The organism is Pseudomonas sp. EYE_354 (genome assembly GCF_023148575.1).
GTDB lineage: Bacteria > Pseudomonadota > Gammaproteobacteria > Pseudomonadales > Pseudomonadaceae > Aquipseudomonas.
Genome location: NZ_JAHXNQ010000011.1, coordinates 194,906 through 219,828 on the forward strand (window position 1 = coordinate 194,906; position 24,923 = coordinate 219,828).

At 61.5% G+C, this 24,923-nt stretch carries 20 protein-coding genes; 12 read left to right on the top strand and 8 right to left on the bottom strand.

What is annotated here, in order from left to right; translation table 11 throughout:
• Positions 1–32: 32 nt before the first annotated feature.
• Positions 33–1,349: a xylose isomerase gene (gene xylA, locus KZX66_RS17080; protein ID WP_248081522.1), complete on the bottom strand. Its 1,317-nt coding sequence runs from the start codon at positions 1,347–1,349 to the stop codon at positions 33–35.
• Between the two features lie 217 nt (positions 1,350–1,566).
• On the opposite strand from xylA, the gene KZX66_RS17085 reads away from it, so the two are divergent.
• Together KZX66_RS17085 and KZX66_RS17090 are read left to right on the top strand one after the other, a co-directional pair.
• The gene (locus tag KZX66_RS17085) at positions 1,567–1,800 is read left to right on the top strand and encodes a hypothetical protein (RefSeq protein WP_248081524.1); all 234 of its coding nucleotides are present in this window, start codon (positions 1,567–1,569) and stop codon (positions 1,798–1,800) included.
• Positions 1,801–2,463: 663 nt separating this feature from the next.
• On the top strand, positions 2,464–3,645 hold the full coding sequence (locus KZX66_RS17090; RefSeq protein WP_248081526.1) for a XylR family transcriptional regulator: 1,182 nt from the start codon (positions 2,464–2,466) through the stop codon (positions 3,643–3,645).
• A 36-nt stretch (positions 3,646–3,681) separates the two neighbouring features.
• On the opposite strand, the gene KZX66_RS17095 is transcribed toward KZX66_RS17090, so the two are convergent.
• The 3 genes from KZX66_RS17095 to KZX66_RS17105 all read right to left on the bottom strand — a co-directional run bounded on the left by KZX66_RS17095 (position 3,682) and on the right by KZX66_RS17105 (position 9,264).
• The gene (locus KZX66_RS17095) at positions 3,682–6,090 is read right to left on the bottom strand and encodes a glucose/quinate/shikimate family membrane-bound PQQ-dependent dehydrogenase (RefSeq protein ID WP_248081528.1); all 2,409 of its coding nucleotides are present in this window, start codon (positions 6,088–6,090) and stop codon (positions 3,682–3,684) included.
• A 196-nt stretch (positions 6,091–6,286) separates the two neighbouring features.
• Positions 6,287–8,230: a methyl-accepting chemotaxis protein gene (locus tag KZX66_RS17100; protein ID WP_248081530.1), complete on the bottom strand. Its 1,944-nt coding sequence runs from the start codon at positions 8,228–8,230 to the stop codon at positions 6,287–6,289.
• A gap of 143 nt (positions 8,231–8,373) precedes the next feature.
• Complete coding sequence (locus KZX66_RS17105; RefSeq protein ID WP_248081532.1) at positions 8,374–9,264, bottom strand: bestrophin family ion channel; 891 nt, start codon at positions 9,262–9,264, stop codon at positions 8,374–8,376.
• A gap of 354 nt (positions 9,265–9,618) precedes the next feature.
• On the opposite strand from KZX66_RS17105, the gene KZX66_RS17110 reads away from it, so the two are divergent.
• Entirely contained in the window at positions 9,619–10,404 is a 786-nt protein-coding gene (locus KZX66_RS17110; protein ID WP_348983820.1) for a hypothetical protein, read from the top strand.
• Positions 10,405–10,430: 26 nt separating this feature from the next.
• Entirely contained in the window at positions 10,431–11,459 is a 1,029-nt protein-coding gene (locus tag KZX66_RS17115) for a GGDEF domain-containing protein (protein ID WP_248081535.1), read from the top strand.
• On the opposite strand, the gene KZX66_RS17120 is transcribed toward KZX66_RS17115, so the two are convergent.
• Positions 11,446–11,745, bottom strand: a complete 300-nt coding sequence (locus KZX66_RS17120) for a helix-turn-helix domain-containing protein (protein WP_248081537.1) — start codon at positions 11,743–11,745, stop codon at positions 11,446–11,448. The two genes, KZX66_RS17115 and KZX66_RS17120, sit on opposite strands and share 14 nt — an antisense overlap.
• A 91-nt stretch (positions 11,746–11,836) precedes the next feature.
• On the opposite strand from KZX66_RS17120, the gene KZX66_RS17125 reads away from it, so the two are divergent.
• Positions 11,837–12,928: an NADH:flavin oxidoreductase/NADH oxidase gene (locus tag KZX66_RS17125; RefSeq protein ID WP_248081539.1), complete on the top strand. Its 1,092-nt coding sequence runs from the start codon at positions 11,837–11,839 to the stop codon at positions 12,926–12,928.
• A 199-nt stretch (positions 12,929–13,127) separates the two neighbouring features.
• The gene (locus KZX66_RS17130; protein WP_248081541.1) at positions 13,128–15,263 is read left to right on the top strand and encodes a TonB-dependent receptor; all 2,136 of its coding nucleotides are present in this window, start codon (positions 13,128–13,130) and stop codon (positions 15,261–15,263) included.
• Between the two features lie 66 nt (positions 15,264–15,329).
• Here the strand turns inward: KZX66_RS17130 and KZX66_RS17135 are convergent, their stop codons facing one another.
• Positions 15,330–16,370: a hypothetical protein gene (locus KZX66_RS17135; RefSeq protein WP_248081543.1), complete on the bottom strand. Its 1,041-nt coding sequence runs from the start codon at positions 16,368–16,370 to the stop codon at positions 15,330–15,332.
• A gap of 161 nt (positions 16,371–16,531) precedes the next feature.
• Here KZX66_RS17135 and KZX66_RS17140 point away from each other — a divergent pair, with 161 nt between their 5' ends.
• The gene (locus KZX66_RS17140; protein ID WP_248081544.1) at positions 16,532–17,017 is read left to right on the top strand and encodes a hypothetical protein; all 486 of its coding nucleotides are present in this window, start codon (positions 16,532–16,534) and stop codon (positions 17,015–17,017) included.
• A 33-nt stretch (positions 17,018–17,050) separates the two neighbouring features.
• On the opposite strand, the gene KZX66_RS17145 is transcribed toward KZX66_RS17140, so the two are convergent.
• Positions 17,051–17,773 carry a FadR/GntR family transcriptional regulator gene (locus tag KZX66_RS17145; RefSeq protein ID WP_248081546.1) on the bottom strand — a complete coding sequence of 241 codons (723 nt, stop codon included), beginning with the start codon at positions 17,771–17,773 and terminating at the stop codon, positions 17,051–17,053.
• 48 nt (positions 17,774–17,821) lie between these two features.
• On the bottom strand, positions 17,822–19,558 hold the full coding sequence (locus tag KZX66_RS17150) for an IlvD/Edd family dehydratase (protein WP_065877889.1): 1,737 nt from the start codon (positions 19,556–19,558) through the stop codon (positions 17,822–17,824).
• A 192-nt stretch (positions 19,559–19,750) separates the two neighbouring features.
• On the opposite strand from KZX66_RS17150, the gene KZX66_RS17155 reads away from it, so the two are divergent.
• The 5 genes from KZX66_RS17155 to KZX66_RS17175 form a co-directional block, all read left to right on the top strand.
• The gene (locus tag KZX66_RS17155; protein ID WP_248081548.1) at positions 19,751–21,073 is read left to right on the top strand and encodes an MFS transporter; all 1,323 of its coding nucleotides are present in this window, start codon (positions 19,751–19,753) and stop codon (positions 21,071–21,073) included.
• Between the two features lie 16 nt (positions 21,074–21,089).
• Positions 21,090–22,082, top strand: coding sequence for an AraD1 family protein (gene araD1, locus KZX66_RS17160; protein ID WP_248081550.1), 993 nt, complete (start codon positions 21,090–21,092; stop codon positions 22,080–22,082).
• 10 nt (positions 22,083–22,092) lie between these two features.
• Entirely contained in the window at positions 22,093–23,673 is a 1,581-nt protein-coding gene (locus tag KZX66_RS17165; RefSeq protein ID WP_248081552.1) for an aldehyde dehydrogenase (NADP(+)), read from the top strand.
• A 16-nt stretch (positions 23,674–23,689) separates the two neighbouring features.
• Positions 23,690–24,553 (top strand): SMP-30/gluconolactonase/LRE family protein, encoded by an 864-nt coding sequence (locus KZX66_RS17170; RefSeq protein ID WP_248081554.1) that lies wholly within the window; start codon positions 23,690–23,692, stop codon positions 24,551–24,553.
• A gap of 39 nt (positions 24,554–24,592) precedes the next feature.
• Positions 24,593–24,923, top strand: a 331-nt coding sequence (locus tag KZX66_RS17175; RefSeq protein WP_248081556.1) for a substrate-binding domain-containing protein, incomplete at its 3' end; no start/stop codon positions are given.

Below are 24,923 nucleotides of genomic sequence, written 5' to 3' on the forward strand. Positions count from 1 at the left end.
ACGCTCTGTGCATGGTTTTTGTCGTGCAAATGTCACCGATAGATGAACCGATTGACCACCCCTTCAAGCATCTCCTGCCGCCCACTCACGGCCTGCGGGTTCAGCTCATGGGCAAACGCGTGCTCGGCCAGCGACGCCAGGCTGAACTCGCCCGCCAGCACCGCCTTGCCCAGCGGCTGCTGCCAGCCGGCATAACGCTGGTCCTTGAATTGCTGCAACTGGTCGTTTTGTACCATGGCTGCCGCGCGTTCCAGGGCCAAGGCCAGGGTGTCCATGGCGGCGACGTGACCGTAGAACAGGTCGATCTCGTCCAGGCTCTGGCGGCGCACCTTGGAGTCGAAGTTATAGCCGCCATTCTTGAAGCCGCCAGCCTTGAGGATTTCATAGGTGGCCAGGGTCATCTCTTCGACGCTGTTGGGGAACTGGTCGGTGTCCCAGCCGTTCTGCGGGTCGCCGCGGTTGGCGTCAATGCTGCCGAAGATCCCCAGGGACACAGCGGTGGCAATCTCATGCTGAAAACTGTGCCCGGCCAGGGTGGCGTGGTTGGCCTCGATATTCACCTTGATCTCGTGTTCCAGGCCGTACTCATGCAGGAAGCCGAACACCGTGGCGCTGTCGTAATCGTATTGGTGCTTGGTCGGCTCCTGGGGCTTGGGTTCGATCAGCAGGTCACCCTTGAAGCCGATCTTGTGCTTGTGCTCCACCACCATGCGCATAAAGCGCCCAAGCTGTTCGCGCTCGCGCTTGAGGTCGGTGTTGAGCAGGGTTTCATACCCTTCGCGACCGCCCCATAGCACGTAGTTGGAACCCTTGAGTCGCAGGGTGGCGTTCATCGCGCTGAACACCTGGGCGGCGGCGTAGGCAAACACCTCCGGGTCCGGGTTGCTCGCGGCGCCGGCGGCAAAGCGCGGGTTGCTGAAGCAGTTGGCGGTGCCCCACAACAGCTTGATGCCGGTCTGTTCCTGATGGCGCTCCAGGTGGTCGACCATCTGCGCAAAGTGGTTGCGGTACTCCTTGAGCGAGCTGCCTTCGGGGGCGACGTCGGTGTCGTGAAAACTGTAGTAGTCGATGCCCAGCTTGGAAAAAAACTCAAAGGCCGCGTCTGCCTTGCCGATGGCCAGCTCCATAGGGTCGCCGCTGCGCTGCCAGGGCCGCTTGAAGGTGCCCGAACCAAACACATCCGCCCCTGGCCACACGAAGGTGTGCCAGTAACAGACCGCCATGCGCAGGTGCTCGCGCATGGGTTTGCCGAGGATCAGCTTGTCGGCATCGTAATGGCGAAAGGCGAGGGGGGCGTCGCTGCCGGGGCCTTCGAAGCGAACCTTCTCGACACCTGGGAAGTACGGCATGGCGTTTTCCTTATTGTTCTTGGCGGTGTCTGGATACTAGCAACGGCGTTGGAGGGGCTGATTATGAAAATCACCAAAGGAGGGTGCGATTTTGAGTGGCGCGCTCAGAACGGCTCAAGGAGTACATGATTTAGGGAAACATCTGACTTTACGGTGAGTAAATGCCTCCTCAGAGTTTTGTGTGCCAGCCAACTAAACCTGAATTAAGGAAAGAGATATGAGTGCATCGCTCCCGTTGCGATATACCAATGACGTATCCGCGGAGTTTCTTAATCAATTAAATAAATCGCCCTTCACCGAACAGCAATTATCCAACTTTAATGAGCGCGCTTTGGCGCGGTTCAAAGAACAGCGGGCCTATCAGAACGCTCATCTCGCTTGGTGGAGGACTTTCTCCCGCCCAATGAACGACGAAACAACAGGCGCGGCGCTGCATGACCCCGTGCAGTGACGTGTGAACGTTCTCGGACCGTAAGTCCATTGCAGACTGCAAACAGATAAGGGGGCGGTGAGTCGGGCTACCAAATATATGAAAGCGGGCGGTTATATTGGGATTGGTCTTGGTGGGGTGTCTTCGTTGTTGGCTATCGAGCAGGTGTGCAGCGATGACCCGGGAGCGGCCTGTGAGAAGATCAAGTTTACTGAAGGCGGAAAGTTCACTGGGTCTACCTTCGCTGGAACGCTAGGTGGTGCGATAGCCGGTTCTGCCAGTGGCCCAGTCTGCGTGGGAATTGGTGCAGTTACAGGAGGTCTCGGAGGTGTTGTCTGTGTCGCGGCCAGAGTGGGAACTGGTGCATGGGCGGGCACGACTGTCGGAGGAAAGGCTGGCGAAACTATCGGTGAGAAACTTTACGAAGTTACTCAACCGCGTGGCCAAGGGCTTCGGTCCAAATCGGAGAACTGGATCCGCTTGATCTTGAGAACTTCCCACCCCACCTGAAACGTCGCTTGATCATCAACTTGACGGTGAAGGTTATCGCCTTTATTTGGATGATAGTTATAGCAATGCTATTGGAGTTCAGATAATTCGGGCGGGCCTCACTCGAGGCCCGCTTTCCTCAAGAATCAACGCCCTGCATGCTAACCTGCACCCACCGGCCCCAGGACAAAAACAATGAAAACCCTACCGCCCGTGCACCGCATCGCCTTGCTCTTCAACGGCAGCAAAATCTACGACCGCGGCATCATCGCCGGTATCGGCAATTACCTGAGCAGTACCCGCGCCTCGTGGGACTTGTTTCTGGAGGAAGATTTTCTGTGCCGCCTTCGGGGGATCGAGCGCTGGCAGGGCGACGGCATCATTGCCGACTTCGACGACCCGTTGATCGGTGAGGCGCTGGCCGGCAGCCACTTGCCGGTGGTGGCGGTGGGCGGCTCCTATGACGATGTGCGCGCCTATCCCAAGGGCATTCCCTACGTGGCGACCGACAATTACGGGTTGATGCAGCTGGCCTACGAGCACCTGATCGAGGCCGGGCTGACGCGTTTTGCCTGTTTCAGCCTGCCCGAAGCCCAGGCCAATCGCTGGGCCCAGGAGCGCGAAAAAGCCTTTCGCCGCCTGATGCAGCGCGATGGCCTGCAGGTGCAGATCTATCGCGGCCTGGGCACCAGCGCGCCGATGTGGGACAGCGCGGTGGAGCAGCAGATCGCCTGGCTGGAAAGTCTGCCCAAACCGATCGGCATCATCGCCGTCACCGACGCCCGCGCCCGACAGTTGCTGCAGGCCTGCCTTACTGCTGGTATCGCGGTGCCGGAGCAGGTGGCTTTGATCGGCATCGACAACGATCCGCTGACCCGCACCCTCACGCGCGTGCCGCTCAGCTCGGTGATCCAGGGCACCGAAACCATGGGCCGCACCGCCGCCGCGCTGTTGCATCAGATGCTGCACGGCAAGCCTTGCGCGGGCACGCAGATCCTGGTGCCGCCAGAGGCCATCAATGTGCAGGCTTCCAGCTTGCATCAGCCGTTGGGCAACCCGTATGTGATGCAGGCCCTGCTGTTTATCCGCCAATACGCCTGCCAGGGCATCAAGACCGCGCAGGTGGCGGCGTATGTCGGGGTGTCGCGTTCATCCCTGGAAGCGCATTTTCGCAAGGTACGCGGTTGCAGCGTGCACGACGAGATTCTGCGCTTCAAACTCGCCGCTGCAGCCAAGGGCCTGGAAAGCCGGGGCCTGGCGATTGCCGAGATTGCGGCCAAGTGCGGCTTCAAGTCGGCGCAGTACCTGCACACGGTGTTTCGTCGCGAGTTTGGCTGCACGCCAAGGGAGTATCAGCAGGGCGTGGCGTGTGAGTGAGGGCGGCGCGATGCCGAAGCATCGCGCCGACCCAGGTCAAGGCAGGGCGTAGGCGATCACGTAGTCGCCACGGTCGGTGGATTGGCGGGCACCGCCGGCGGTGACCACTACATATTGTTTGCCGGTTTTCGGCGACACGTAGGTCATCGGGCCACCTTGGCTGCCGACCGGCAGGCGGGCTTTCCAGATTTCTTCACCGTTGCCGCTGTTGAAAGCGCGCAGGTAGAAGTCCTGGGTGCCGGCGATGAAAATCAGGCCGCCCTGGGTCGACAGGGTGCCGCCAAGCGTAGGCAGGCCAATCTTGATCGGCAGGTGCATGCGGATGCCCAGGGGGCCGGTGTCTTCGACGGTACCGACCGGTACTTGCCAGGCGATCTTTTGGGTCTTCATGTCGATGGCGGTCAGGGTGCCGAACGGCGGCGCCTGGCACGGGATGCCGGCTACCGACAGGAAGCGGTTTTTGTTCACCGCATACGGCGTGCCCTTGAGCGGTACGGCGCCCATGCCGGTGTTCAGCGCCTCACCACCGGACGCCGCCAGGGCCTTGTTCTGCGAAGGGATCATCTGGATCCACAGGCCCAGGCGCATGTCGTTGACGAAGATAAAACCGTGCACCGGGTCGGTGGAGAGGCTGCCCCAGTTCATGCCACCCAGGGAACCGGGGAAGCTCAGGGACTTATCGGTGCCCGGCGCGGTGTACAGGCCGTCGTAGCGCATACCTTTGAAGTCGATACGGCATAGCAGCTGGTCATACGGCGTGGCGCCCCACATGTCCGACTCGCTCAAGGTTTGCGCGCCGATCTGTGGCATGCCCACCGATTTTGGCTGGGTGGGTGAGTAAGGTTCGTTGGGGATGTTGGCGGCCTTGACCGGGACGTCCTTGACGTCAGTCAGCGGCTTGCCGGTGGCACGGTCGAGCACATAGATCTGCCCGGCCTTGGTGCCGATCACCACTGCCGGTACGGCGCTGTCGCTGCCCGGCGGGGTGAAGTCGATCAGGCTTGGTTGCATCGGCAGATCGAAGTCCCACAGGTCGTTGTGGACGGTCTGGTACACCCATTTTTCGGCGCCGGTGGAGGCGTCCAGCGCCAGCACCGAGGCGCCGTACTTGTGGTCGAGTGCGGTGCGTTCCACACCGTAGATGTCGGTGGACGAGCTGCCCATCGGCAGGAACACCGTGTTCATCAGCGGATCGTAGGACATCGGCGCCCAGCTGTTCGGCGTGCTGCGCACATAAGTGCGGTCACCGGCCGGGGCCTGCTTGTCTTCAGGGTTGCCCGGGTCAAAGGCCCAGCGCATTTTGCCGCTGATCACGTCAAAACCACGAATCACGCCGCCCGGCATGTCGGTTTGCACGTTATCCGCGACGCGGCCGCCCACCACCACGGTAGTGCCGGCGATCAGTGGCGCGGAGGACAGCTGGTAGTAGCTGTCCGGCACATTGCCCAGGCCGGCTTTCAAATCCACCTGGCCGTGGGTGCCGAAGTCTTCGCAGAATTGGCCGGTGTCGGCATCGACTGCAATCAGCCGCGCATCGATGGTGTTGGTCAGCAAGCGACGCTGGCATTGCGCACCGGGCGCAACGCTGGCGGCAATGATTGGCGAGCTGTTCGGCCGGGTCGGCTGGGCGATCGGTGCGGTCGCGTCGAAGTACGCCATGCCCCGGCAACGCTGCCAGACCGCCGACTTGGCGTTGACCTCGTTTTTCCACAGCTCTTTGCCGGTGTCGGCGTCGAGGGCGATCAGGTTGTTGTGCGGGGTGCAGATGAACACTTTGTTGCCAATCTGCAGGGGCGTCAGTTGGTCTTCGGCACCGTTGCCGTCGCTGATTGCCACGTCGCCGGTGCGATAGGTCCAGGCGACTTTGAGTGAGTTCACGGTGTCGCGGTTGATCTGGTCGAGGGCGGCGAAGCGGCTTCCGCCTTCGGTATTACCGTAGTGCGCCCAGTCTTTCTGCGCGTAGGCCGGGGCCACCGGGGTCACCCCTGGGCCGGCGCCGGTCGGGGCAACGCTTGGGTGGGCGACAAACATATTACCTGCCGCCACCGCCACGCCCACCGCCAATACGGCGGCCACCCCATAGGCACCGCGTGCCGGTTTACCCGCCAGCAGCGGGTACACCATCGCCACCACCAGGCCAATCACGGCAAACATGAATAGCCGCGAGAACAGCGGCCAGAACACTAGACCCACATCCGCCACCGCCCAAATGGCCGTGCCGATCAGGAACGCGGCGAACAGCCAGGCGCCGGCGGGTTTGCGTCGGGCAATCAGCAGGCCGGAAACCGCCATGGCCACGCCGCCGATCAGGAAGTACCAGGAACCTCCAAGACTGATCAGTTTGGCGCCGCCGACGGCCAGCGCAAGGCCGAGCAGGGCGATGACAACGCCCAGGCCCAGCAGTAAGAATCTAGAGACGCCAGCGGCGCGCGATGCTCGTTTCATGTCGAAAGGACTCGAGTGATAGAGGGCAAAGACGCCATGTTAGCAATATAAGTAACCAGTTAGTACATTGTGGCCCGGTAATAGATTATTGCAGCGACTGCGATGATGCGCTGAGGTCACGCGGGCGTGAAGACTCCAGAAATGCAAAGGCCCCCGACGCGGAGGTCGAGGGCCTGAGGTTGAAGCTGACGCTGTGCTAGAACTTAAAGCGACCCACCAACCCCTTGAGCTGACCGGAAATATCGGTCAAGCGGCCTGAACCGGTCTGTGCCGAATGGGCAAAACCTTCGACCAGTTGCGCATCGGCATGGATCTGCGCGATGTGCCGGTTGATCTCCTCGGCCACCTGATGCTGTTCTTCGGCAGCGGTGGCGATCTGGGTGTTCTGGTCGCGGATCGAGTCCACCGAGCCTTGGATCTTATCGAAGCTGTCGCGGGCCTGCTGGATGCGTTCCACGCTGGTTTGCGATACCAACAGGCTGCCTTGCATCTGCTGCGTGACTTCCTGGGTACGGCGGGCGAGGTTGCCGAGCAGGCTGTCGATTTCACCGGTGGAGTCGGCAGTGCGGCGCGCCAGGGCGCGGACTTCGTCGGCGACCACGGCAAAGCCACGGCCCTGATCACCGGCGCGGGCGGCTTCAATCGCCGCGTTGAGCGCCAGCAGGTTGGTCTGCTCGGCAATCGAGCGGATGGTGTCGAGGATGGTGTTGATGTTCTGGCTGTCCTGCTCCAGCAACTGCATGGTCTGGGTCGACTTCTGCAGGTCTTCGCTGAGCTTGAGCACGCTGCCGGTGGCTTCGCCGATATGCTGCTGGCCGTCGTGGACATCACGGTAGCCTGCGTCGGCACTCGAGGCGGCGGCGCTGCACGAGCGGGCGACTTCGTTGGCGGTGGCCACCATTTCGTTGAACGCAGTGCTTACCAGTTCCACGGCTTCACGCTGGCGACCGGCGGCCTGGTTCATGTTGTTGGCCACCTCGCTGGTGTCGGCGGCGGCGCTTTGCAGATCGGATGATGCGTTGCCGATGCGCTGTACCAACTGCGCGATCATGCTCAGGAACTGGTTGAACCAACCTGCCAGGCTGGCGGTTTCGTCTTTGCCCTGCACCTTGAGCTGGCGTGTGAGGTCGCCTTCACCTTCGGCGATTTCCTGCAGGCCGTCGGCCACGCCACGGATCGGCCGCACGATGACACTGGCGAAGCTGGCGCCGACGATGGCGAAGACCACGGCCAGGGCCGCCGCGATGGCGGCGATCAGCCAAGTGAGGCTGGTGGCGCCGGCCATCACTTCATCGCGTTTGATCAGGCCGATAAAGCGCCAGCCCAAGTCTTTGGAGCTGACCACGTTGGCCATGTAGGCCACGCCGTCGATGTCGATCTGGGTAACGCCGTCGCCGCGCTTGGCCAGTTCGGCGTAGTTGGGTCCCAGGTCGGCCAGGGGCTTGAAGTTGTGCGTGGCATCGCTGGGGTCGACCAGCACGTTGCCGTTGCCTTCCACAAGCATCAGGTAACCGCTGTCGCCCAGCTTGATGTTGCGCACCAACTCGGTGAGCTGCTTGAGCGACACGTCCAACCCGATCACGCCGAGGATGTTGCCGCTGGCATCGGCGACGGTGTGCACGGTGCCGATCAGCACCACATCGTCCGGTGCCCAGTAGTAAGCGCCAGTGCGCACGGTGGCACCTGGCGCGGCGATGGCGGCCTTGTACCAAGGGCGCACGCGGGGGTCGTAGTTGTTGAGTTTGGTGTCGTCCGGCCAACTGGCGTAGCCGCCGTCGCTCAAGCCCAGGGACAGGTAAGCGGTGCTCGGATGGCTTTTGGCGAACTGGTCGAAAATCGCCAGCAGCTCTTTGTTGGTCTGGGTCAGGGGGATTTGCGCCGCATCGGCCCCTGCATAGCTCTTGAGGTCCTTGGCCGCGACAACGCGCGGGTCCTTGGCCACGAAGTCGACGTTCTGGCTGATGCCGTCGAAAAACTGCTTCATGCCATTGTCGATCTGGCGTATTTCGCGACCGCTGCTGTCGAGGAAATTGGCCAGGGCCCCCTCGCGCAGATTCAGCACTACCAACACGGCCACCAGGATGACCGGGAGGCACGCGATAGCCGCGAACGCCCAGGTCAACTTCTGCTTGATATTCATAACTTCACCTGCGGGTATTTATAGTTTTGGCAAGGAGAAACGCGAGTGCTGAATGCCGCATGTGTTGTTATGAGGGAAGATTGCCCATGCGTACCCTTGGTTTATCGACCGAAGGGGCACGCACTTGAGGGCGAGGCGGGTGATCAGCCGATTTGGTCGTCGGCCAGGGCGTCGCGGCGCATCGACTGCAGGTTCTTTTCGATGGTTTCGCAGATAGCTTCCATCTGGATCTGGTGTTCGCTGGAGCGGAACGGGCTCTGCAAGTCGGTGCCGATGCGTTCGATGGCCAGCAGCATAAAACCCACCACCGTCGAGGCCAGCGGGGTAAACCAGCCCAGAGATTCCACCAAGCCCACTGGCACGATCAGGCAGAACAGCGAGATAAACAGCCGTGGGAAATACACGTAAGGGTAGGGCAGGGGCGTGTTGGCGATGCGCTCCATGCCGCCCTGGGCGTTGGACAGGTCCACCAGCGTCGACTCCAGCCGCGCCAGGCGGATGCTGTCCAGGTGCCCGGCCTTGTATTCCCTGGCCAGCAACGCCGCAGAACCAGTGAGGATATCGTTGGCAAAGTTGTTGGTGGCGCCATTGCGTGCGAACTCCTCGGTGGGGATAAACGCGCGCACCTCGTCCGGGCACGGCTCACCCTTGAGGTGGGCGGCCAGGCAGTTTACATAGGCCACATGGCGACGCAGCAGGGTGGATTTGACCGGGTTCACTTCGCTGCCGGGGTCGTCCAGCAGGGTCAGCACCTGGCGCGCAAAGCTGCGCGAGTTGTTGACCATGGCGCCCCACAGCGTGCGCGCTTCCCACCAGCGGTTGTAGGCGCTGCTGTTGCGAAAGCTGATCAGCACGATCAGCGCCGAACCCAGCAGGGTGAGGGGCATCAGCGGCAGGTTGACCTTGGCGTTGAGAAACAGCATGAAATCGACGGTGACGGCGATGTCCCACAGCAACAGCCAGAACAGCGACCAGCCGACGTAGCCCATGGTCTTGATGATCAGGCGGTATTTTTTGACGATGGCGGCTTTCAAACGACAACCTCGTGGCGAACGGTAAGCAACAGTGCCCTAGCTCGGACGTCCGGTTTCGGGGAAGGTTCGCCTGCGAACTGAAACGGTTAAGCCCCCCGGTTGGGTTGGAACAATTTTGGTAACGACGATGTCCTCTTGCCTAATCGCGATAGATTGCGCCCAAGGCAAAACGCCATTAGTGGTACTGACAGTGACGTGAGTGGTTGTGAGAGCAGGTTGCAGAAGCACTGCAATCGAGATCAGTGGATTTTAGTTGTTTGATCAGGGCTCTTTCTCATGTACGGCAGTTCGTTGAAGTTAAGGTTGGATCAGTCGGCACGGGTGTTTGAACGGCATGTGGATTTTGAGACCTGTATGCGCACCCATTACACCCTTTTACTGGAACCCTATTCGAAGAGGCCTTTTTTCTATAAGACGACGCTGAAGTTCAGTCGCTTGATGGTGTCTTTTACGTTGTTAAGCCACTACTTTTCACGGCCGGTGCCCTTGCTGTCCGACGTAAAAACCTTTTGCGTCGGGCGGCGGTATTGTTCCAAGAACAGCCTTGAATCGATCTTCCTGTTGTTCAGGGCGCTGGGGTTCATGAAAGTGGCCGGGTACACGGAGGACAGTCGGTTCCGGGTGTTCGGCCCCTCGTCCCAGGCGTGCCGGGAAGTCAGGTCGATGCTCGCTTCAATCGTGGAGCCGCTGGGCGTGATGTGCCCCGAGACGGTCGTTGTTGAACAACTGAACCAGTTGGATGATCGAGCGTTCCTGGCCGTTTATTTCAAAGGTTTTTCCACACTGCTGACGCATAACCTGACCATTGATCTATTGTTACCTGAGTGTTATTGGCTGGTAAAACGCGATGCCGGTCATATGTTGATGTTGGCGATTTATAACGATGCGTGTTCGCCGGGTAAAGAGGGCGCAAGTTTCAGGTCATCTTCTTATGTTGCGTTGGCCGCGCAATTAGCCGTGTCCAAGACCCATGTGATTCGGCTGGCCCAGGAAGGTGCGAACAGGGGGTATTTCAAGATTCACTCCAAAACACTGCTCGAAGTGCTACCGCCGTTTGTGCTGCTGGTCAGACGATTCATGGCTTACTCTTTTGCCACGGGCCTGCACTGTCTCCAACTGGGCCATGCCGGCAGGGAGTAGGCGACTCACGATCAAGGAGCGAAGGGATGCCGGCTAATTTGAAACTCAGGCCACGGATGCAAAGACTGTTGTCGCCTGCGGTCGCCCAGGCCGAACTGATCGGGATTGGTGCTTGGCTTGCGGTGTTGCTCACCGATTGCGCGATGATATTTGATCTGCCGAGGGTGTTGTTCACCCTCGGCTTGTTCGCCACGTACCGAATTCACCGCCGGGTGCCCGATTATTTCGTGTGGCGCGCGCTGGGTATCGTCTACATGCTGCTGCTGTCCGCGGGCTTCGCCTACATCATTCAGGCCAACCCGCATTTGCAGGTGTTTGCCTTGCCGTTGGCGGTAACGTTAGTGCTCAGCAGTGCACTGCTGTTCATCGTGGCCCAGGACTTTTTGGTGTCCGCGGTATTGGTGTGGTTAGTGACGTGGCCAACGATTCAGGCAGACCTTTACATGGGGGTCGATATCTACCTGTTCATCTTTTGTGCCTCGTCAGTGGCGATCGGTTTTGTACTGAATTTTTCCTGTTTGAAAAACCTGCGCTCCGTGCTGTTGGTGGAAAGCGAGTTTCGCGAGTTGGCCCAGACCGATTACCTGACCTCTATCCTCAACCGGCGCGCCTTTATGGAAAGCTTTGCCAAGTTGATTGCGGCGGGCGAGAGCGGCTACTTCATCATGTTGGATATCGACAGTTTCAAGCTCAAGAACGATCAGTTCGGCCATGACGTGGGCGACAAGATCTTGTGTGCAATGGCGATGTGCCTGAAAAACACCCACGGCAGCCACAGTGTCGGCCGCATCGGCGGTGAAGAGTTCGGCGTATTGCTGTTGGGCGATGATCCCGCGGTCGCGGCGGACTACGCGATGGGCCTGTTGCAGGCGATTCGTGAAAGTGTCGCGCCGCCGCACCACTACACCTGCAGTGCAGGCATGGCGCGTTTTGGGGCGCAGGCGGACATGTCGACAGTACTCAAGTGCGCCGACAGCAATTTGTATCGGGCCAAGCACAATGGCAAGGATTGTGTGTACCTGGACGGTGACTCAGTGGGCGTCAGTGTTGGCTGAGAACGCTGGCCAGCAGACCCGGAAATCGGCGCTCCAGCTCTTCGCTGCGCAGTGAGTTCATATGGGTGGTGCCCACGCTGCGGGTGTGAACCAGCCCGGCGTCGCGCAATACCCGGAAGTGGTGGGACATGCTCGACTTGGGCCGGCCGCCGTCCAGTTCGCCGCAGCTGGCTTCTGGCACGCCGGCCAGGCAGCGGACGATGTCCAGGCGCACCGGATCGCTCAGGGCGTAAAGCACACGCTCGAGGGTCAGGTCTTGAAGGGCTGGGTGTTTGAAGGCTCGCATGGAGGCGGATCATAACAGGGGGGTATCGCTGAATACCATTGTTCGATTACCATCGAACTATCGAATCAACCACTCGCCCCCGGAGTCTTCCATGGCCGCCTTGTTCGAACCGTTCAAACTCAAAGATGTCACCTTGCGCAATCGCATCGCCATTCCGCCGATGTGCCAGTACCTGGCCGACGACGGCATCGTCAACGACTGGCACCACGTGCACCTGGCGAGCATGGCCCGTGGCGGCGCCGGTTTGCTGGTGGTCGAGGCCACCGCCGTCGCGCCTGAAGGCCGTATCACGCCTGGCTGCGCCGGGATCTGGAGCGATGCCCACGCCCAGGCCTTCGTGCCGATGGTTCAGGCCATCAAGGCCGCAGGCTCGGTCCCCGGCATCCAGATCGCCCACGCCGGGCGTAAAGCCAGTGCCAACCGTCCGTGGGAAGGCGACGACCACATCCCGGCCTCCGATGCGCGCCACTGGGAAACCATCGCGCCCTCGGCCATCGCCTTCGGTGCGAACCTGCCCAATGTGCCGCGCGCCATGACCCTGGACGACATCGCGCGGGTCAAACAAGACTTTGTCGATGCCGCCCGTCGCGCCCGTGAGGCCGGCTTTGAGTGGATCGAACTGCACTTCGCCCACGGCTACCTGGCGCAGACGTTCTTCTCCGAGCATTCCAACCAGCGCACCGACGCCTACGGCGGCAGCTTCGACAACCGCAGCCGTTTCCTCCTGGAAACCCTGGCCGCCGTGCGTGAAGTCTGGCCGGAAAACCTGCCGCTGACGGCGCGTTTCGGTGTGATCGAGTACGACGGCCGCGACGAGCAGACCCTCACCGAATCCATCGAGCTGGCGCGTAACTTCAAGGCCGGTGGCCTCGACCTGTTAAGCGTCAGCGTCGGTTTCACTATTCCCGACACCAACATCCCATGGGCTCCTGCCTTCATGGGGCCTATCGCCGAACGTGTTCGCCGTGAAGCCGGTATCCCGGTGACCTCGGCGTGGGGGTTTGGTACGCCGCAATTGGCCGAAGGTGCGTTGCAAGCTGGCCATCTGGACTTGGTCTCGGTGGGGCGTGCGCATCTGGCCGACCCGCATTGGGCCTACTTTGCCGCCAAGGAACTGGGCGTGGAGAAGTCCTCCTGGACCTTGCCCGCACCGTATGCGCATTGGTTGGAACGCTATCGCTGAGGCGAATGCCGAACCATGAGCCACTCGATCGAGTGGCTTTTTTTTGACGATTTTTAAGTACCGAATCTAATACCAGCTGGATACATAAAAAATAACGAATGAGAACAGATATCAAACAAGAATGCGTTGGTATACCATTCGCCGCGAATTCTTGGCAGGTTTGCCGTCCCATCTGGCTCATTCACTAGGTCCATCATCCATGCGTCGTACCCTGATTTCCATCTGCGTGCTTCAGGCGTTTTCCCCTTTCACTTGGGCCGAAGTCGAACCGGTTGAAAAAAACGCGATTGAGTTGCAGGCAACCAACGTCACCGGCACGGCTGAATACGAGACGGCTCAGGGGCCGGTCAAGGGATACCACGCCACACGTTCAGCGAGTGCGACGCGTACCGACACCTCGATCCATGAAACCCCGCAGTCCATCAGCGTGGTGTCCAAAGATGTGGTCGAGGACATCGGCGCAACCCGTCTGCAAGATGCGCTCGACTACGCCGGCGGCGTGGGCCGGGCGAACAACTTCGGTGGCCAGGGCCTGACCACGTTCACTGTGCGCGGCTTTACCACCGGCGAGTTCTACCGCAACGGTTTCCCGATCAACCGTGGCTACCCGAACATGCCGGACGCCAACACCATCGAACGCCTCGAAGTGCTGCGCGGCCCGGCCACCATGCTCTATGGCCGTGGCGATCCAGGCGGCACCTTCAACGTGGTGTCCAAGCAGCCGCTGGCTGAACGTACCGTGACCCTGGGCAGCCAGTTGAATGACCAGGGCATGAAGCGCGGCACGCTGGATGCCTCCGGCCCGTTGGACGAGGAGGGCCGTCTGGCCTATCGCCTCAATGTGGTGGGCGAGGGCGGCGATACCTTCCGCGACCATGTCGAGACCGAACGCTACGGCGTGACACCGGTGCTCACCTGGCAAGCCACCGACGAGACCAAGGTGATCTTCGAAGGCGATTTCATGCGCAACAATCACCCGCTGGACCGCGGCCTGACGCGCTTTCCCAACCAGAGCGGCACGCCTTCGCGCGATACGTTCTGGGGTGACAAGGATGCGGGCAAGCTGCACAACGACAACAACATGGCACAGCTGCGTTTCGAGCATATGCTCAACGACAGTTGGACACTGGGCGGTGGGTTTCAGTGGTTGGATGGGACGTTGGCGGGCAATGCCATCGAGGCTAACGGTCCGGGAAGCCTGGGCGCCGATGGGCGTACGCTGCAACGCAACTTCAACTACCGCAAGCTGGAGTGGACCGACAAGGACTACCAACTCAACCTGACCGGGCATTTTTCCACTGGCAGCTTCGAACACACGTTGCTGACCGGCATTGAGTACGAAGACTACGACTACAAGTCGATCATCCAGCGCTCCAGCGCTGCTGCGGGCACTTACCCAATCGATATCTTCAACCCGGTCTACGGCCAGACGCGTCCGCCGCTGACCCGTACGCCCACCCACGACAAGGAAAATCTCAAAACCTACGCCGCCTTCGTGCAGGACCAGGTGGCCCTGACAGAGCGCCTGAAAGTGCTGGCCGGTGCGCGTTTCGAGCGTTTTGAACATGAGTACGAAAGCTATGTGCCCGGCGTCAGCCCGTTTCAGGCCGCCGACAACGCGGTCACCCCACGCGTGGGTGTGATCTACGACCTTACCGATACGGTCGCGGTCTATGCCGACGCCGCGCGCTCGTTCAAGCCGAACCCCGGCGCCGCGCGCGAAGGCGGTGCCTTTGAGCCGGAAAAGGGCAAGTCGTACGAAATGGGTATCAAGTGGGAGGCCCTGGATCGCCAACTGAGCGTCGACGCGGCGATCTATCAGATCGAGAAGAAGAACGTCCTGACCACCGATCCGGTGGTCAACACCTTCAGTGTCGCTGCCGGCCAAGTGCGCAGCCGTGGGTTTGACCTGAACGTGGCGGGCAACCTTACGCCGCAGTGGCGCGTGATTGGCGGCTATGCCTACGTGGATGCGCAGGTCACCAAGGACAACACGATCAGTGCCGGTACTCGTCTGCTGAACATACCGCGCAACAGCTTCAGCCTGCTCAACGTGTATGAGTTTCAGGACGGAGCCCTCAAGGGCCTGGGCCTTGGTGCCGGCGGCAAATACGTTGACCAGCGCGCCGGCCAGACCGCCAATGCCGCGTTCTCAATGGACGCCTACACCGTCGTCGACCTGCTCGGCTACTACAAGGTCAACGAACAGGTGCGCGTGAATCTGGATGTGAAGAACCTGTTCAATCGCGAGTACGAAGAGGGCGCCTTCGGCAATATCTACGCCTATCCGGGTGCGCCGCGCACGGTGCAGGTGGGCATTTCCTACACCCTCTGACCTGGCGATGGGCGGCGTGTGCGGGCGAACCCGCGCGCGCCGCGATGCGCCTTCCGCTGGCGGTTATCAGTTCTGCCAGCATTTGGCGTAGCGTTCGCACACGCCAAACTGCTTATCCAGTTCGGCCATCTTCACCCAGTTGTCGGCCATGACTTCTTTCTCCAGCAACCCATTCAGCTGCCGGTAGTACTGCAGCATCGCGCCGTTGACGGCCAATGCCTGGGTCACGTCGGTGGCTGGGGTATCGGGCACCAGCGTTTTCAACGTTGGCGTGTCCAGCCGCGAGAGCCGCGCGCGGTACTCAGCTTTGTACCGTTCGAGCGCCGTGGCCTTTACGCCATACGCTTGAACCAGATAATTGGTGACGTTCTGGCGATACTGAGTCCAATAGGCATCCGGCAAGTCAAGATTCATCTCGCCCTTGCGCTTGTTGACCACCAGCTCAACGGCCTGGGCCCGCGCGCTGTCGTTGAACGGGGAGGTTTGGGGTTTCATTTCCGCGATGATGCTCGGCGCGATAATCTGCTCGGCCAACGCATCACGCTCCGGGGTGGCCGGGAGACCTTTGGGCGCTACGGGAAACAGCGCGTTGGCACCCGCGCAACTGGGCAGGCCTTTGTGGATCAGCGGGACCGGTGACCGCACCACTTGGCCCTGTACCGTGTGCAGGCGTTTAAGCATGGTCACGCACTGGCTGCCGGCGCGATCGAACGTCACTTCGTATTCCGCGCCAGGTTGCGGGGTGAGGGTGAACGCCATGCCACACACCGAGCCGGTGCCCTGGGTGTTCAAGTGCAGGAGTACCTGTTTATCCGGGGCCAGCCGGATCTCCAGATACGGCGTTTTTTCGGAGACCGGCGGCATCGACATGCCCGCCCGCCTGCGGGTGTTGGCCAGAAACAGGTTGTTGAGAATGCCGGTGGTTTGCCCGTCACAATGCTGCGCATCCATCACGCTCAGCGTGGAACTGCTCATGTCGCTGATAAACCGCAGCTTGGCGGCATCCGGTTCGGTGGCATCCGGGTACGTGCCCGTCACACTGCAACCGCTCAACATCACCGCCAGGCACGTCGCGCCGAGCGTACGGCCGGCAAAAAAATTACTCATGGAAAGGGGTCATCCTTAACGCCAAAGGTGGGAAATTGCGCATCATACGGGCAATATCGATTTTTTTTCGATGGACCGAGGATTGAATGCACAAAATAAATCAGTGGTTTGTGATTGGGGTCGCGGCATTGACAAGCGCCTGCTCGACGTTGCCGCCTGACATGGCATTGGACTCAAAAGTCTATTCCGCGGAAAACGCGGGGCTTGTCCTCGGCGCGCTGATCGAGGGCGGCCCCTACGGCACCTGGATGAATTTTCGCAACGTGGACACCGGCAAAGACTACGGCTGGGGACCCAAGGATTATTACTCGGCCTGGCTGCCGGCGGGCACCTATGAAGTCAGTGACCTGGGCTCGCGCCGCGGTGTGATGGGGCCTTATTCAAAACCCCTGCGCTTTACTGTGACTAACGGTCAACTCAACTACCTGGGCGAAATGACCTACGGTTGCCCGCTCGTGGCACGCCCGGCCGCGATTTATGGCGTGAAAAACTGCGGGATCCTGGCGCTCGCGACCTGCACGGTGGATTACCCCAGCATTGGCATCTGCGTGGTGGACCGTCAGGAACAGTCAGTGCGCACCTTCGTCAAGCAGCACCCGCAATTTTCCAAACTTCCGGTCAAGTCGGCCGTCATGTCGACGCGTTGAAGGCGCGATGGCCGGGCTGAGCGCCGACACCGCTTAAAGCGGCGTCAACACATTCATCACCGTATCCAGTGCCACGCGCGTGTCATCCAACTGCACCAGCGAGGCATGCCGCGCGCCCAGGGCATCGCGGTTCTGGATCGCGGTGAGGATCGCCTTGTGCCGGGGCAGGCTCAGGCCCTGGATATCCGGGCGGCGGTTGGTGATGTTGATCGATTCGCGCAATGGCAACGACAGCATGTTGCACATATAGGCGAGCAGATCGTTGCGCGTGGCGTCGGCGATGGCGCGGTGGAAGTCCAGGTCGGCCTGCAGCAAGTCCTCGTGGGTCTTGGCGGTTTCCATGCCTTGGTAGGCTTTTTCGATGATCGCGATGTCTTCATCGGTGGCGGTGGTCGCGGCCATGGCGGCGATCTCCGGTTCCAGAATGCGCCGCACGCCGGCCAGGGTATTGAAGAACTCGCTGTGGGGCGTGGACTGCATCAACCAGGACAGTACGTCCGGGTCGAGCAGGTGCCACTTCAAGCGCGGCCGCACCACCGCACCCACCCGTGGCTTGGAATACACCAGGCCCTTGGCGCTGAGCACCCGTGTGGCCTCGCGCAGCACCGAGCGGCTGACCTTGTACTCCTCGCAGAGCGTGGCCTCCATGGGCAGCCGTTCTTCGGGCTTGAAGCGACCGGAAACGATGTGCATGCCCAAGTCCTGAACGATCTGGGCATGCATGCTCTTGCGCGGCTTGGGCGGCTGGTGATCCATAACGTGCGGGATGCTCTGGCTTAAATTCGCGGCATCATAGCATCCCAATTAGTGGGAATGACGGGGGACTTCCGCGCCACGGCACCCGACAAGGAAGTCAAAGTCGCAACCCTGGTCAGCCTGCAACACATGGTCGATGTACAGCTGGCGGTAGCCGCCGACGATCAGGTTCTGCGGTGGCGCCAGGTCAGCCATGCGCGCCGCCAGTTCTGCGTCGGGGATGTCCAGGTGCAAACGGCCGTTGGCGCAGTCCAGTTCGATCCAGTCACCTTCCTTCACCGTGGCCAACGGCCCGCCCGCCGCGGCTTCCGGTGCCACGTGCAGCACCACCGTGCCGTATGCCGTGCCGCTCATGCGCGCATCGGAAATCCGCACCATATCAGTCACGCCCTGGGCCAGCAGCTTGGCCGGCAGGCCCATGTTGCCGACTTCGGCCATGCCTGGGTAACCCTTGGGCCCGCAGTTCTTCATGACCAGAATCGAGTTGGCGTCCACGTCCAGCTCCGGGTCGTTGATGCGTGCCTTGTACATGTCGAAGTTCTCGAACACCACCGCGCGGCCGCGATGCTGCATCAGCTCGGGGCTGGCCGCCGAAGGCTTGAGCACCGCACCCAATGGCGCCAGGTTGCCACGCAGCACACAAATGCCGCCGTCGGCGCGGATCGGGTTGTCGAGGGTGCGGATCACTTCGTCCTGGCCATAGATCGGCGAGTCCTTGGTATTTTCGCCCAGAGTCTTACCGTTGACGGTCAAGGCGTTGGGGTGCGGGATCAGGTTGGCTTCGCCCAGGCGACGCAGCACGGCCGGCAGGCCGCCGGCGTAGTAGAACTCTTCCATCAGGAAGCGGCCCGACGGTTGCAAGTCGACGATGGTCGGCATGCCCCGGCCGATGCGGGTCCAGTCGTCCAGGTCCAACTCCACGCCGATGCGGCCGGCGATGGCCTTGAGGTGGATCACCGCGTTGGTCGAGCCACCGATGGCGGCGTTCACGCGAATGGCGTTTTCAAATGCCTCCTTGGTGAGGATCTTCGACAGCTTCAAGTCTTCGCGCACCATCTCCACCGCGCGCATGCCGGACATATGCGCCAGCACATAGCGCCGCGCATCCACTGCCGGGATCGCCGCGTTGTGCGGCAGCGAGGTGCCGAGCGCTTCAGCCATGCAGGCCATGGTCGACGCGGTGCCCATGGTGTTGCAGGTGCCCGCCGAGCGCGACATGCCGCCTTCGGCCGCGAGGAAATCATCCAGGGTAATGGTGCCGGCCTTGACCTGCTCGCTCAGCTGCCACACCACCGTGCCCGAGCCGATGTCCTGGCCTTTGTGCTTACCGTTGAGCATCGGGCCGCCGGTGACCACGATCGCCGGCACGTCGCAACTGGCGGCGCCCATCAGCAGGGCAGGGGTGGTCTTGTCGCACCCGGTGAGCAACACCACACCATCAATGGGGTTGCCGCGAATGGCTTCCTCCACGTCCATGCTCGCCAGGTTGCGCGTCAGCATGGCCGTGGGGCGCAGGTTCGATTCGCCGTTGGAGAACACCGGGAATTCCACCGGGAAGCCCCCGGCTTCGATCACGCCGCGTTTGACGTGCTCGGCGATCTGGCGGAAATGCGCGTTGCACGGGGTCAGCTCCGACCAAGTGTTGCAGATACCGATGATCGGCTTGCCGTGGAACTGGTGGTCGGCGATGCCCTGGTTCTTCATCCAGCTGCGGTACATGAAGCCGTTCTTGTCGGCGGTACCAAACCACTGGGCAGAGCGTAGGCCGGGCTTTTTATCAGACATGATCGATTCTCTTATTGTATGACTATATGTTCTCTCTACAGCTAAACATAAGCGCAAAATCTTCCATTTGGAAGTGTTGTTTTGCAAATAGTCCTACTATATAGTCAGTCTCAACTGAGGTATGACCCTGGCGGATTTTTCCGCGAGAGGCATCCCCGATACCTATAAGAACAACAATCGGAGATCGACCCCATGAGCGAGGAATTGCGGCTTATCCGGCGCATCACGCTGAAACTGATTCCCTTCCTGATCCTGCTGTACCTGATCGCCTACGTGGACCGCTCCGCCGTGGGCTTTGCCAAGTTGCACATGGGCGCGGATGTCGGCATTGGTGATGCGGCCTATGGCCTGGGCGCGGGGTTGTTCTTCATTGGCTACTTCCTGTTCGAGATCCCCAGCAACCTGATGCTCGACCGCTTCGGCGCGCGGCGCTGGTTCGCGCGCATCATGATCACCTGGGGCGCCATCACCATCGGCATGGCGTTCGTGCAGGGCCCGCACAGTTTCTACGTGATGCGCTTTCTGCTCGGTGCGGCCGAAGCCGGCTTTTTCCCCGGCGTGCTGTACTACATCACCCAATGGTTCCCGGTGCGCCACCGCGGCAAGATCCTCGGGCTGTTTATCCTCTCTCAACCCATCGCCATGATGATCACTGGCCCCGTGTCCGGTGGCCTGCTGGGCATGGATGGCATCCTCGGCCTGCATGGCTGGCAATGGCTGTTCATCGTGATCGGCACCCCGGCGATCCTGCTTACCTGGCCGGTGCTGCGGTACCTGCCGGATGGCCCGAAACAGGTCACGTGGATGACCGACGCCGAAAAGACCTGGTTGACCGGTGAGCTGAACAAAGACCTGCAAGCCTACGGCCAGACCCGCCACGGCAACCCGCTGCATGCGCTCAAAGACACGCGCGTGTTGCTGCTGGCGCTGTTCTACCTGCCGGTGACCCTGAGCATCTACGGCCTGGGCCTGTGGCTGCCGACCCTGATCAAACAGTTCGGCGGCAGCGACCTCACCACCGGTTTCATCTCTGCCGTGCCGTATATCTTCGGCATCATCGGGCTGCTGATCATCCCGCGCAGTTCCGACCGTTCGAATGACCGTTACGGCCACCTCGCCGTGCTTTATGTGCTGGGCGCCATCGGTCTGTTCAGCAGTGCCTGGCTGAGCGCGCCGGTGCTGCAGATGGCCGCGTTGTGCCTGGCGGCGTTCGCGCTGTTTTCCTGCACCGCCGTGTTCTGGACCTTGCCGGGGCGCTTCTTCGCCGGCGCCAGTGCGGCGGCGGGCATTGCGTTGATCAATTCGGTGGGCAACCTCGGCGGCTATATCGGCCCGTTCGTGATTGGTGCGCTCAAGGAATACACCGGCAACCTGGCGTCGGGCTTGTACTTCTTGTCCGCAGTGATGGTGTTCGGCCTGGTGCTGACCGGTGTGGTGTATCGCGTGCTGGAGCGCAGGCACGTGCTGCCGGCCGATCAGTTTGCCGCCAGCGCCCGTGGCGCCACACGTACTTAAATCCTGGAGAAGCGTTATGCGTTTAGTGCAGTTCGAACTCAATAATGGCGAGCGTCGCGTGGGTATCGTAGACGGCGATCAACTGCGCGAAGTGCGCAGCGCACGCAGCGTGCGCGAACTGGCGCTGGCCGCCATCGAGGCGGGCATCAAGCTGCAACAGCAGGTCGAAAGCCTCGGCCTGGGCGACAGCCATGATTACTCGGCGTTGCTGGCCGAACACAAAGTCCTGCCGCCGCTGGACCACCCGGACCCGGCCCATATGCTCATCAGCGGCACCGGGCTGACCCACCTGGGCAGCGCCTCGGCGCGGGACAAAATGCACCAGCAGGCTGGCGACGACAGCGCCATGACCGACACCATGCGCATCTTCAAATGGGGCGTGGAGGGCGGCAAGCCCGCCGCTGGCCAGGCCGGTGTGCAACCGGAGTGGTTTTATAAAGGCGACGGCAGCATCGTGGTACGCCCCGGCCAGGCCTTCCCGGTGCCGCCGTTTGCCGAAGACGCCGGCGAAGAGCCGGAAATCGGCGGCCTCTACGTGATCGGTCATGACGGCAAGCCTTATCGCCTGGGCTTCGCGGTGGGCAATGAATTCTCCGACCACATCATGGAGCGCAAGAACTACCTGTACCTGGCCCATTCCAAACTGCGCAGTTGCAGCTACGGTCCGGAACTGCGCGTGGGCGAGTTGCCCCAGCACCTGGCCGGCACCAGCCGCATCCTGCGTAACGGCGAGGAAATCTGGCGGAACGAATTCCTCAGCGGCGAGGCCAATATGTGCCACAGCCTGGAAAACCTCGAATACCACCACTTCAAATACAGCCAGTTCCTCAAGCCAGGCGACGTGCATATTCACTTCTTCGGCACCGCCACGTTGTCATTCGCCGACGGTATACGTACCCAACCGGGCGATGTGTTCGAGATCAGCCAGGCCGAATTCGGCGCGCCGCTGATCAACACCGTCGGCAAGGTCGACGCGGTATTTGAACCCGGCCAAGTCACCCCTCTTTAAGGAGTTCCCCATGACCCAGTACCTCGGCCACAACTACATCGGCGGTCAGCGCAGCGCCAACGGCAGCGTCAAACTGCACAGCGTGGACGCCAGCACCGGCGAAGCCTTGCCCCAGGATTTCTACCAGGCCACCCCGCAGGAAGTCGACGCCGCCGCCAACGCCGCCGCGCAGGCATACCCCGCGTACCGCGCCTTGAGTGCCGCGCGCCGCGCGCAGTTTTTGGATGCGATCGCCGATGAGCTGGATGCGCTGAGCGACAACTTCGTCGAGTTGGTGTGCCGCGAAACCGCATTGCCCGCCGCGCGCATCAAAGGCGAGCGCGGGCGCACCAGCGGCCAGATGCGCCTGTTCGCCACGGTGCTGCGTCGCGGCGATTTCTACGGTGCGCGTATCGACAAAGCCCTGCCGGATCGCCAGCCACTGCCACGCCCCGACTTGCGCCAATACCGCATCGGCCTGGGCCCGGTGGCAGTGTTCGGCGCGAGTAACTTCCCCCTGGCGTTTTCCACCGCTGGCGGCGACACCGCCGCCGCGCTGGCGGCCGGCTGCCCGGTGGTGTTCAAGGCCCACAGCGGGCATATGGCCACGGCTGAGCAGGTGGCCAATGCGATCATCCGTGCGGCCGAAGCCACCGAAATGCCCGCGGGCGTGTTCAATATGATCTTCGGCGGCGGTGTCGGTGAGGCGCTGGTCAAGCACCCGGCGATCCAGGCGGTGGGCTTTACCGGTTCGCTCAAAGGCGGCCGTGCGCTGTGCGATATGGCCGCGGCACGCCCGCAGCCGATCCCGGTGTTTGCCGAGATGTCGAGCATCAACCCGGTGATCGTGTTGCCCCAGGCCCTGCAAGCCCGCTCCGAAACCGTTGCCCGCGACCTTACCGCCTCGGTCGTGCAAGGCTGCGGCCAGTTCTGCACCAACCCCGGCCTGGTGATCGGCATTGCCTCGCCGGCATTCACCGCATTCACCCAGCAAGTCGCGCAACTGATCGGCGAGCAGCCCGCGCAAACCATGCTCAATGCCGGGACCCTGAGCAGCTACGGCAAGGGCCTGGAAAAACTGCTGGCGCACCCTGGCATCCAGCACCTGGCGGGCAATGCCCAGTCCGGCAATCAGGCGCAGCCACAGCTGTTCAAGGCCGATGCCAGCTTGCTGATCAATGGCGACGAAGCGTTGCAGGAAGAAGTCTTCGGCCCCACCACGGTGTTTGTCGAAGTCGCCGACCAGGCCCAGCTCAGCGCCGCCTTGCAGGGCCTGCACGGCCAGTTGACCGCGACGATCATTGGCGAGCCGGCGGACTTTCAACAGTTCCCTGAGCTCACGCCGCTGCTGGAACAGAAAGTCGGGCGCATCCTGCTCAACGGTTACCCGACCGGCGTCGAAGTCTGCGATTCGATGGTGCACGGCGGCCCGTACCCGGCCACGTCCGACGCCCGTGGCACCTCGGTCGGCACCTTGGCCATTGACCGTTTCCTGCGCCCGGTGTGCTTCCAGAACTACCCTGATAGCCTGCTGCCCGACGCGTTGAAAAACGCCAACCCGTTGCGGATCCAGCGCCTGGTGGATGGCACGCCATCGCGCGAGTCGCTCTAAGGAACCCGGAGGTTTCATGTTGTGGAATGCGGTCACTGCACACCGTGCACAATTGGGCGAAGGACCGTTCTGGGACGTGCCGACCCAGGCGTTGTATTGGGTCAATATCGCCGGCAAACAGGCCTTGCGCCTGATGGACGGGCACCTGCAGATCTGGCAGTTGCCCGAGCATGTCTCGGCGTTTATCCCGTGTGAAAGCGGCGATGCGCTGGTGACCCTGAGCAGCGGCGTCTACCGCCTCGACCTGGCCACCGAAGCCCTGACCCTGCTGTGCGTGGCCGACCCGCAACCGGGCAACCGTGGCAATGAAGCACGCTGCGATGCTCAGGGGCGCCTGTGGCTGGGCACCATGCAGAACAACATCGGTGAACAGGGCGAAGACCTGCCGATCACGCGGCGCTCCGGTGGCCTGTTTCGCATCGATGCCGACGGGCAGGTCACGCCATTGCTGGACGGCCTGGGCATTCCCAACACGTTGCTCTGGAACGAGGAGGGCAGCCAGGTGCACTTTGGCGACAGCCTGGACGGCACGCTCTATCAGTATGCGATTCACGCCGATGGCCGGCTCGCGCCGCCGCACGTGTGGTTTGGCCCGCACGCGCGCGGCGGGCCGGACGGGTCGGCGATGGACGTTGACGGCTATCTCTGGAACGCCCGCTGGGACGGCAGTTGCCTGCTGCGCCTGACGCCCGATGGTCAGGTGGATCGCATCATTGAGCTGCCGATCAGTCGCCCCACCAGCTGCGTATTCGGTGGACCCGACCTCACCACCCTGTTTATCACCAGCGCGGCCAGCCCCTTGGATCATCCCTTGGACGGCGCCGTGCTGGCTATCGAAGTCGATGTACCTGGCAGACCCTGCCATCGCTTTGCCGGTTAAAACCCCAAAACTTAAAAACAACAACAAGAGGTGTCGTTCATGAAAAAGACTCTCCGCGTCCTCGCTGCCGCCGTTGCGTTAAGCAGCCTCAGCGGCTTGGTCTCTGCTGAAGAAGTCAAAATCGGCTTCCTGGTCAAACAGGCCGAAGAACCCTGGTTCCAGACCGAATGGGCCTTTGCCGAAAAAGCCGGCAAGGAGCACGGGTTCACCGTGATCAAGATCGCCGTGCCCGACGGCGAGAAGACCCTCTCGGCCATCGACAGCCTGGCGGCCAACGGCGCCAAGGGCTTTGTGATCTGCCCGCCGGACGTGTCCCTGGGCCCGGCCATCGTGGCCAAGGCCAAGGTCAATGGCTTGAAGGTGATGGCGG

Coding starts and splice junctions, on each gene's coding strand:
- xylA (WP_248081522.1), bottom strand. CDS start 1,349: ATGCCGTACTTCCCAGGTGTCGAGAAGGTTCGCTTCGAAGGCCCCGGC.
- KZX66_RS17085 (WP_248081524.1), top strand. CDS start 1,567: ATGAGTGCATCGCTCCCGTTGCGATATACCAATGACGTATCCGCGGAG.
- KZX66_RS17090 (WP_248081526.1), top strand. CDS start 2,464: ATGAAAACCCTACCGCCCGTGCACCGCATCGCCTTGCTCTTCAACGGC.
- KZX66_RS17095 (WP_248081528.1), bottom strand. CDS start 6,090: ATGAAACGAGCATCGCGCGCCGCTGGCGTCTCTAGATTCTTACTGCTG.
- KZX66_RS17100 (WP_248081530.1), bottom strand. CDS start 8,230: ATGAATATCAAGCAGAAGTTGACCTGGGCGTTCGCGGCTATCGCGTGC.
- KZX66_RS17110 (WP_348983820.1), top strand. CDS start 9,619: ATGCGCACCCATTACACCCTTTTACTGGAACCCTATTCGAAGAGGCCT.
- KZX66_RS17115 (WP_248081535.1), top strand. CDS start 10,431: ATGCCGGCTAATTTGAAACTCAGGCCACGGATGCAAAGACTGTTGTCG.
- KZX66_RS17120 (WP_248081537.1), bottom strand. CDS start 11,745: ATGCGAGCCTTCAAACACCCAGCCCTTCAAGACCTGACCCTCGAGCGT.
- KZX66_RS17125 (WP_248081539.1), top strand. CDS start 11,837: ATGGCCGCCTTGTTCGAACCGTTCAAACTCAAAGATGTCACCTTGCGC.
- KZX66_RS17130 (WP_248081541.1), top strand. CDS start 13,128: ATGCGTCGTACCCTGATTTCCATCTGCGTGCTTCAGGCGTTTTCCCCT.
- KZX66_RS17135 (WP_248081543.1), bottom strand. CDS start 16,370: ATGAGTAATTTTTTTGCCGGCCGTACGCTCGGCGCGACGTGCCTGGCG.
- KZX66_RS17140 (WP_248081544.1), top strand. CDS start 16,532: ATGGCATTGGACTCAAAAGTCTATTCCGCGGAAAACGCGGGGCTTGTC.
- KZX66_RS17145 (WP_248081546.1), bottom strand. CDS start 17,773: ATGGATCACCAGCCGCCCAAGCCGCGCAAGAGCATGCATGCCCAGATC.
- KZX66_RS17150 (WP_065877889.1), bottom strand. CDS start 19,558: ATGTCTGATAAAAAGCCCGGCCTACGCTCTGCCCAGTGGTTTGGTACC.
- KZX66_RS17155 (WP_248081548.1), top strand. CDS start 19,751: ATGAGCGAGGAATTGCGGCTTATCCGGCGCATCACGCTGAAACTGATT.
- araD1 (WP_248081550.1), top strand. CDS start 21,090: ATGCGTTTAGTGCAGTTCGAACTCAATAATGGCGAGCGTCGCGTGGGT.
- KZX66_RS17165 (WP_248081552.1), top strand. CDS start 22,093: ATGACCCAGTACCTCGGCCACAACTACATCGGCGGTCAGCGCAGCGCC.
- KZX66_RS17170 (WP_248081554.1), top strand. CDS start 23,690: ATGTTGTGGAATGCGGTCACTGCACACCGTGCACAATTGGGCGAAGGA.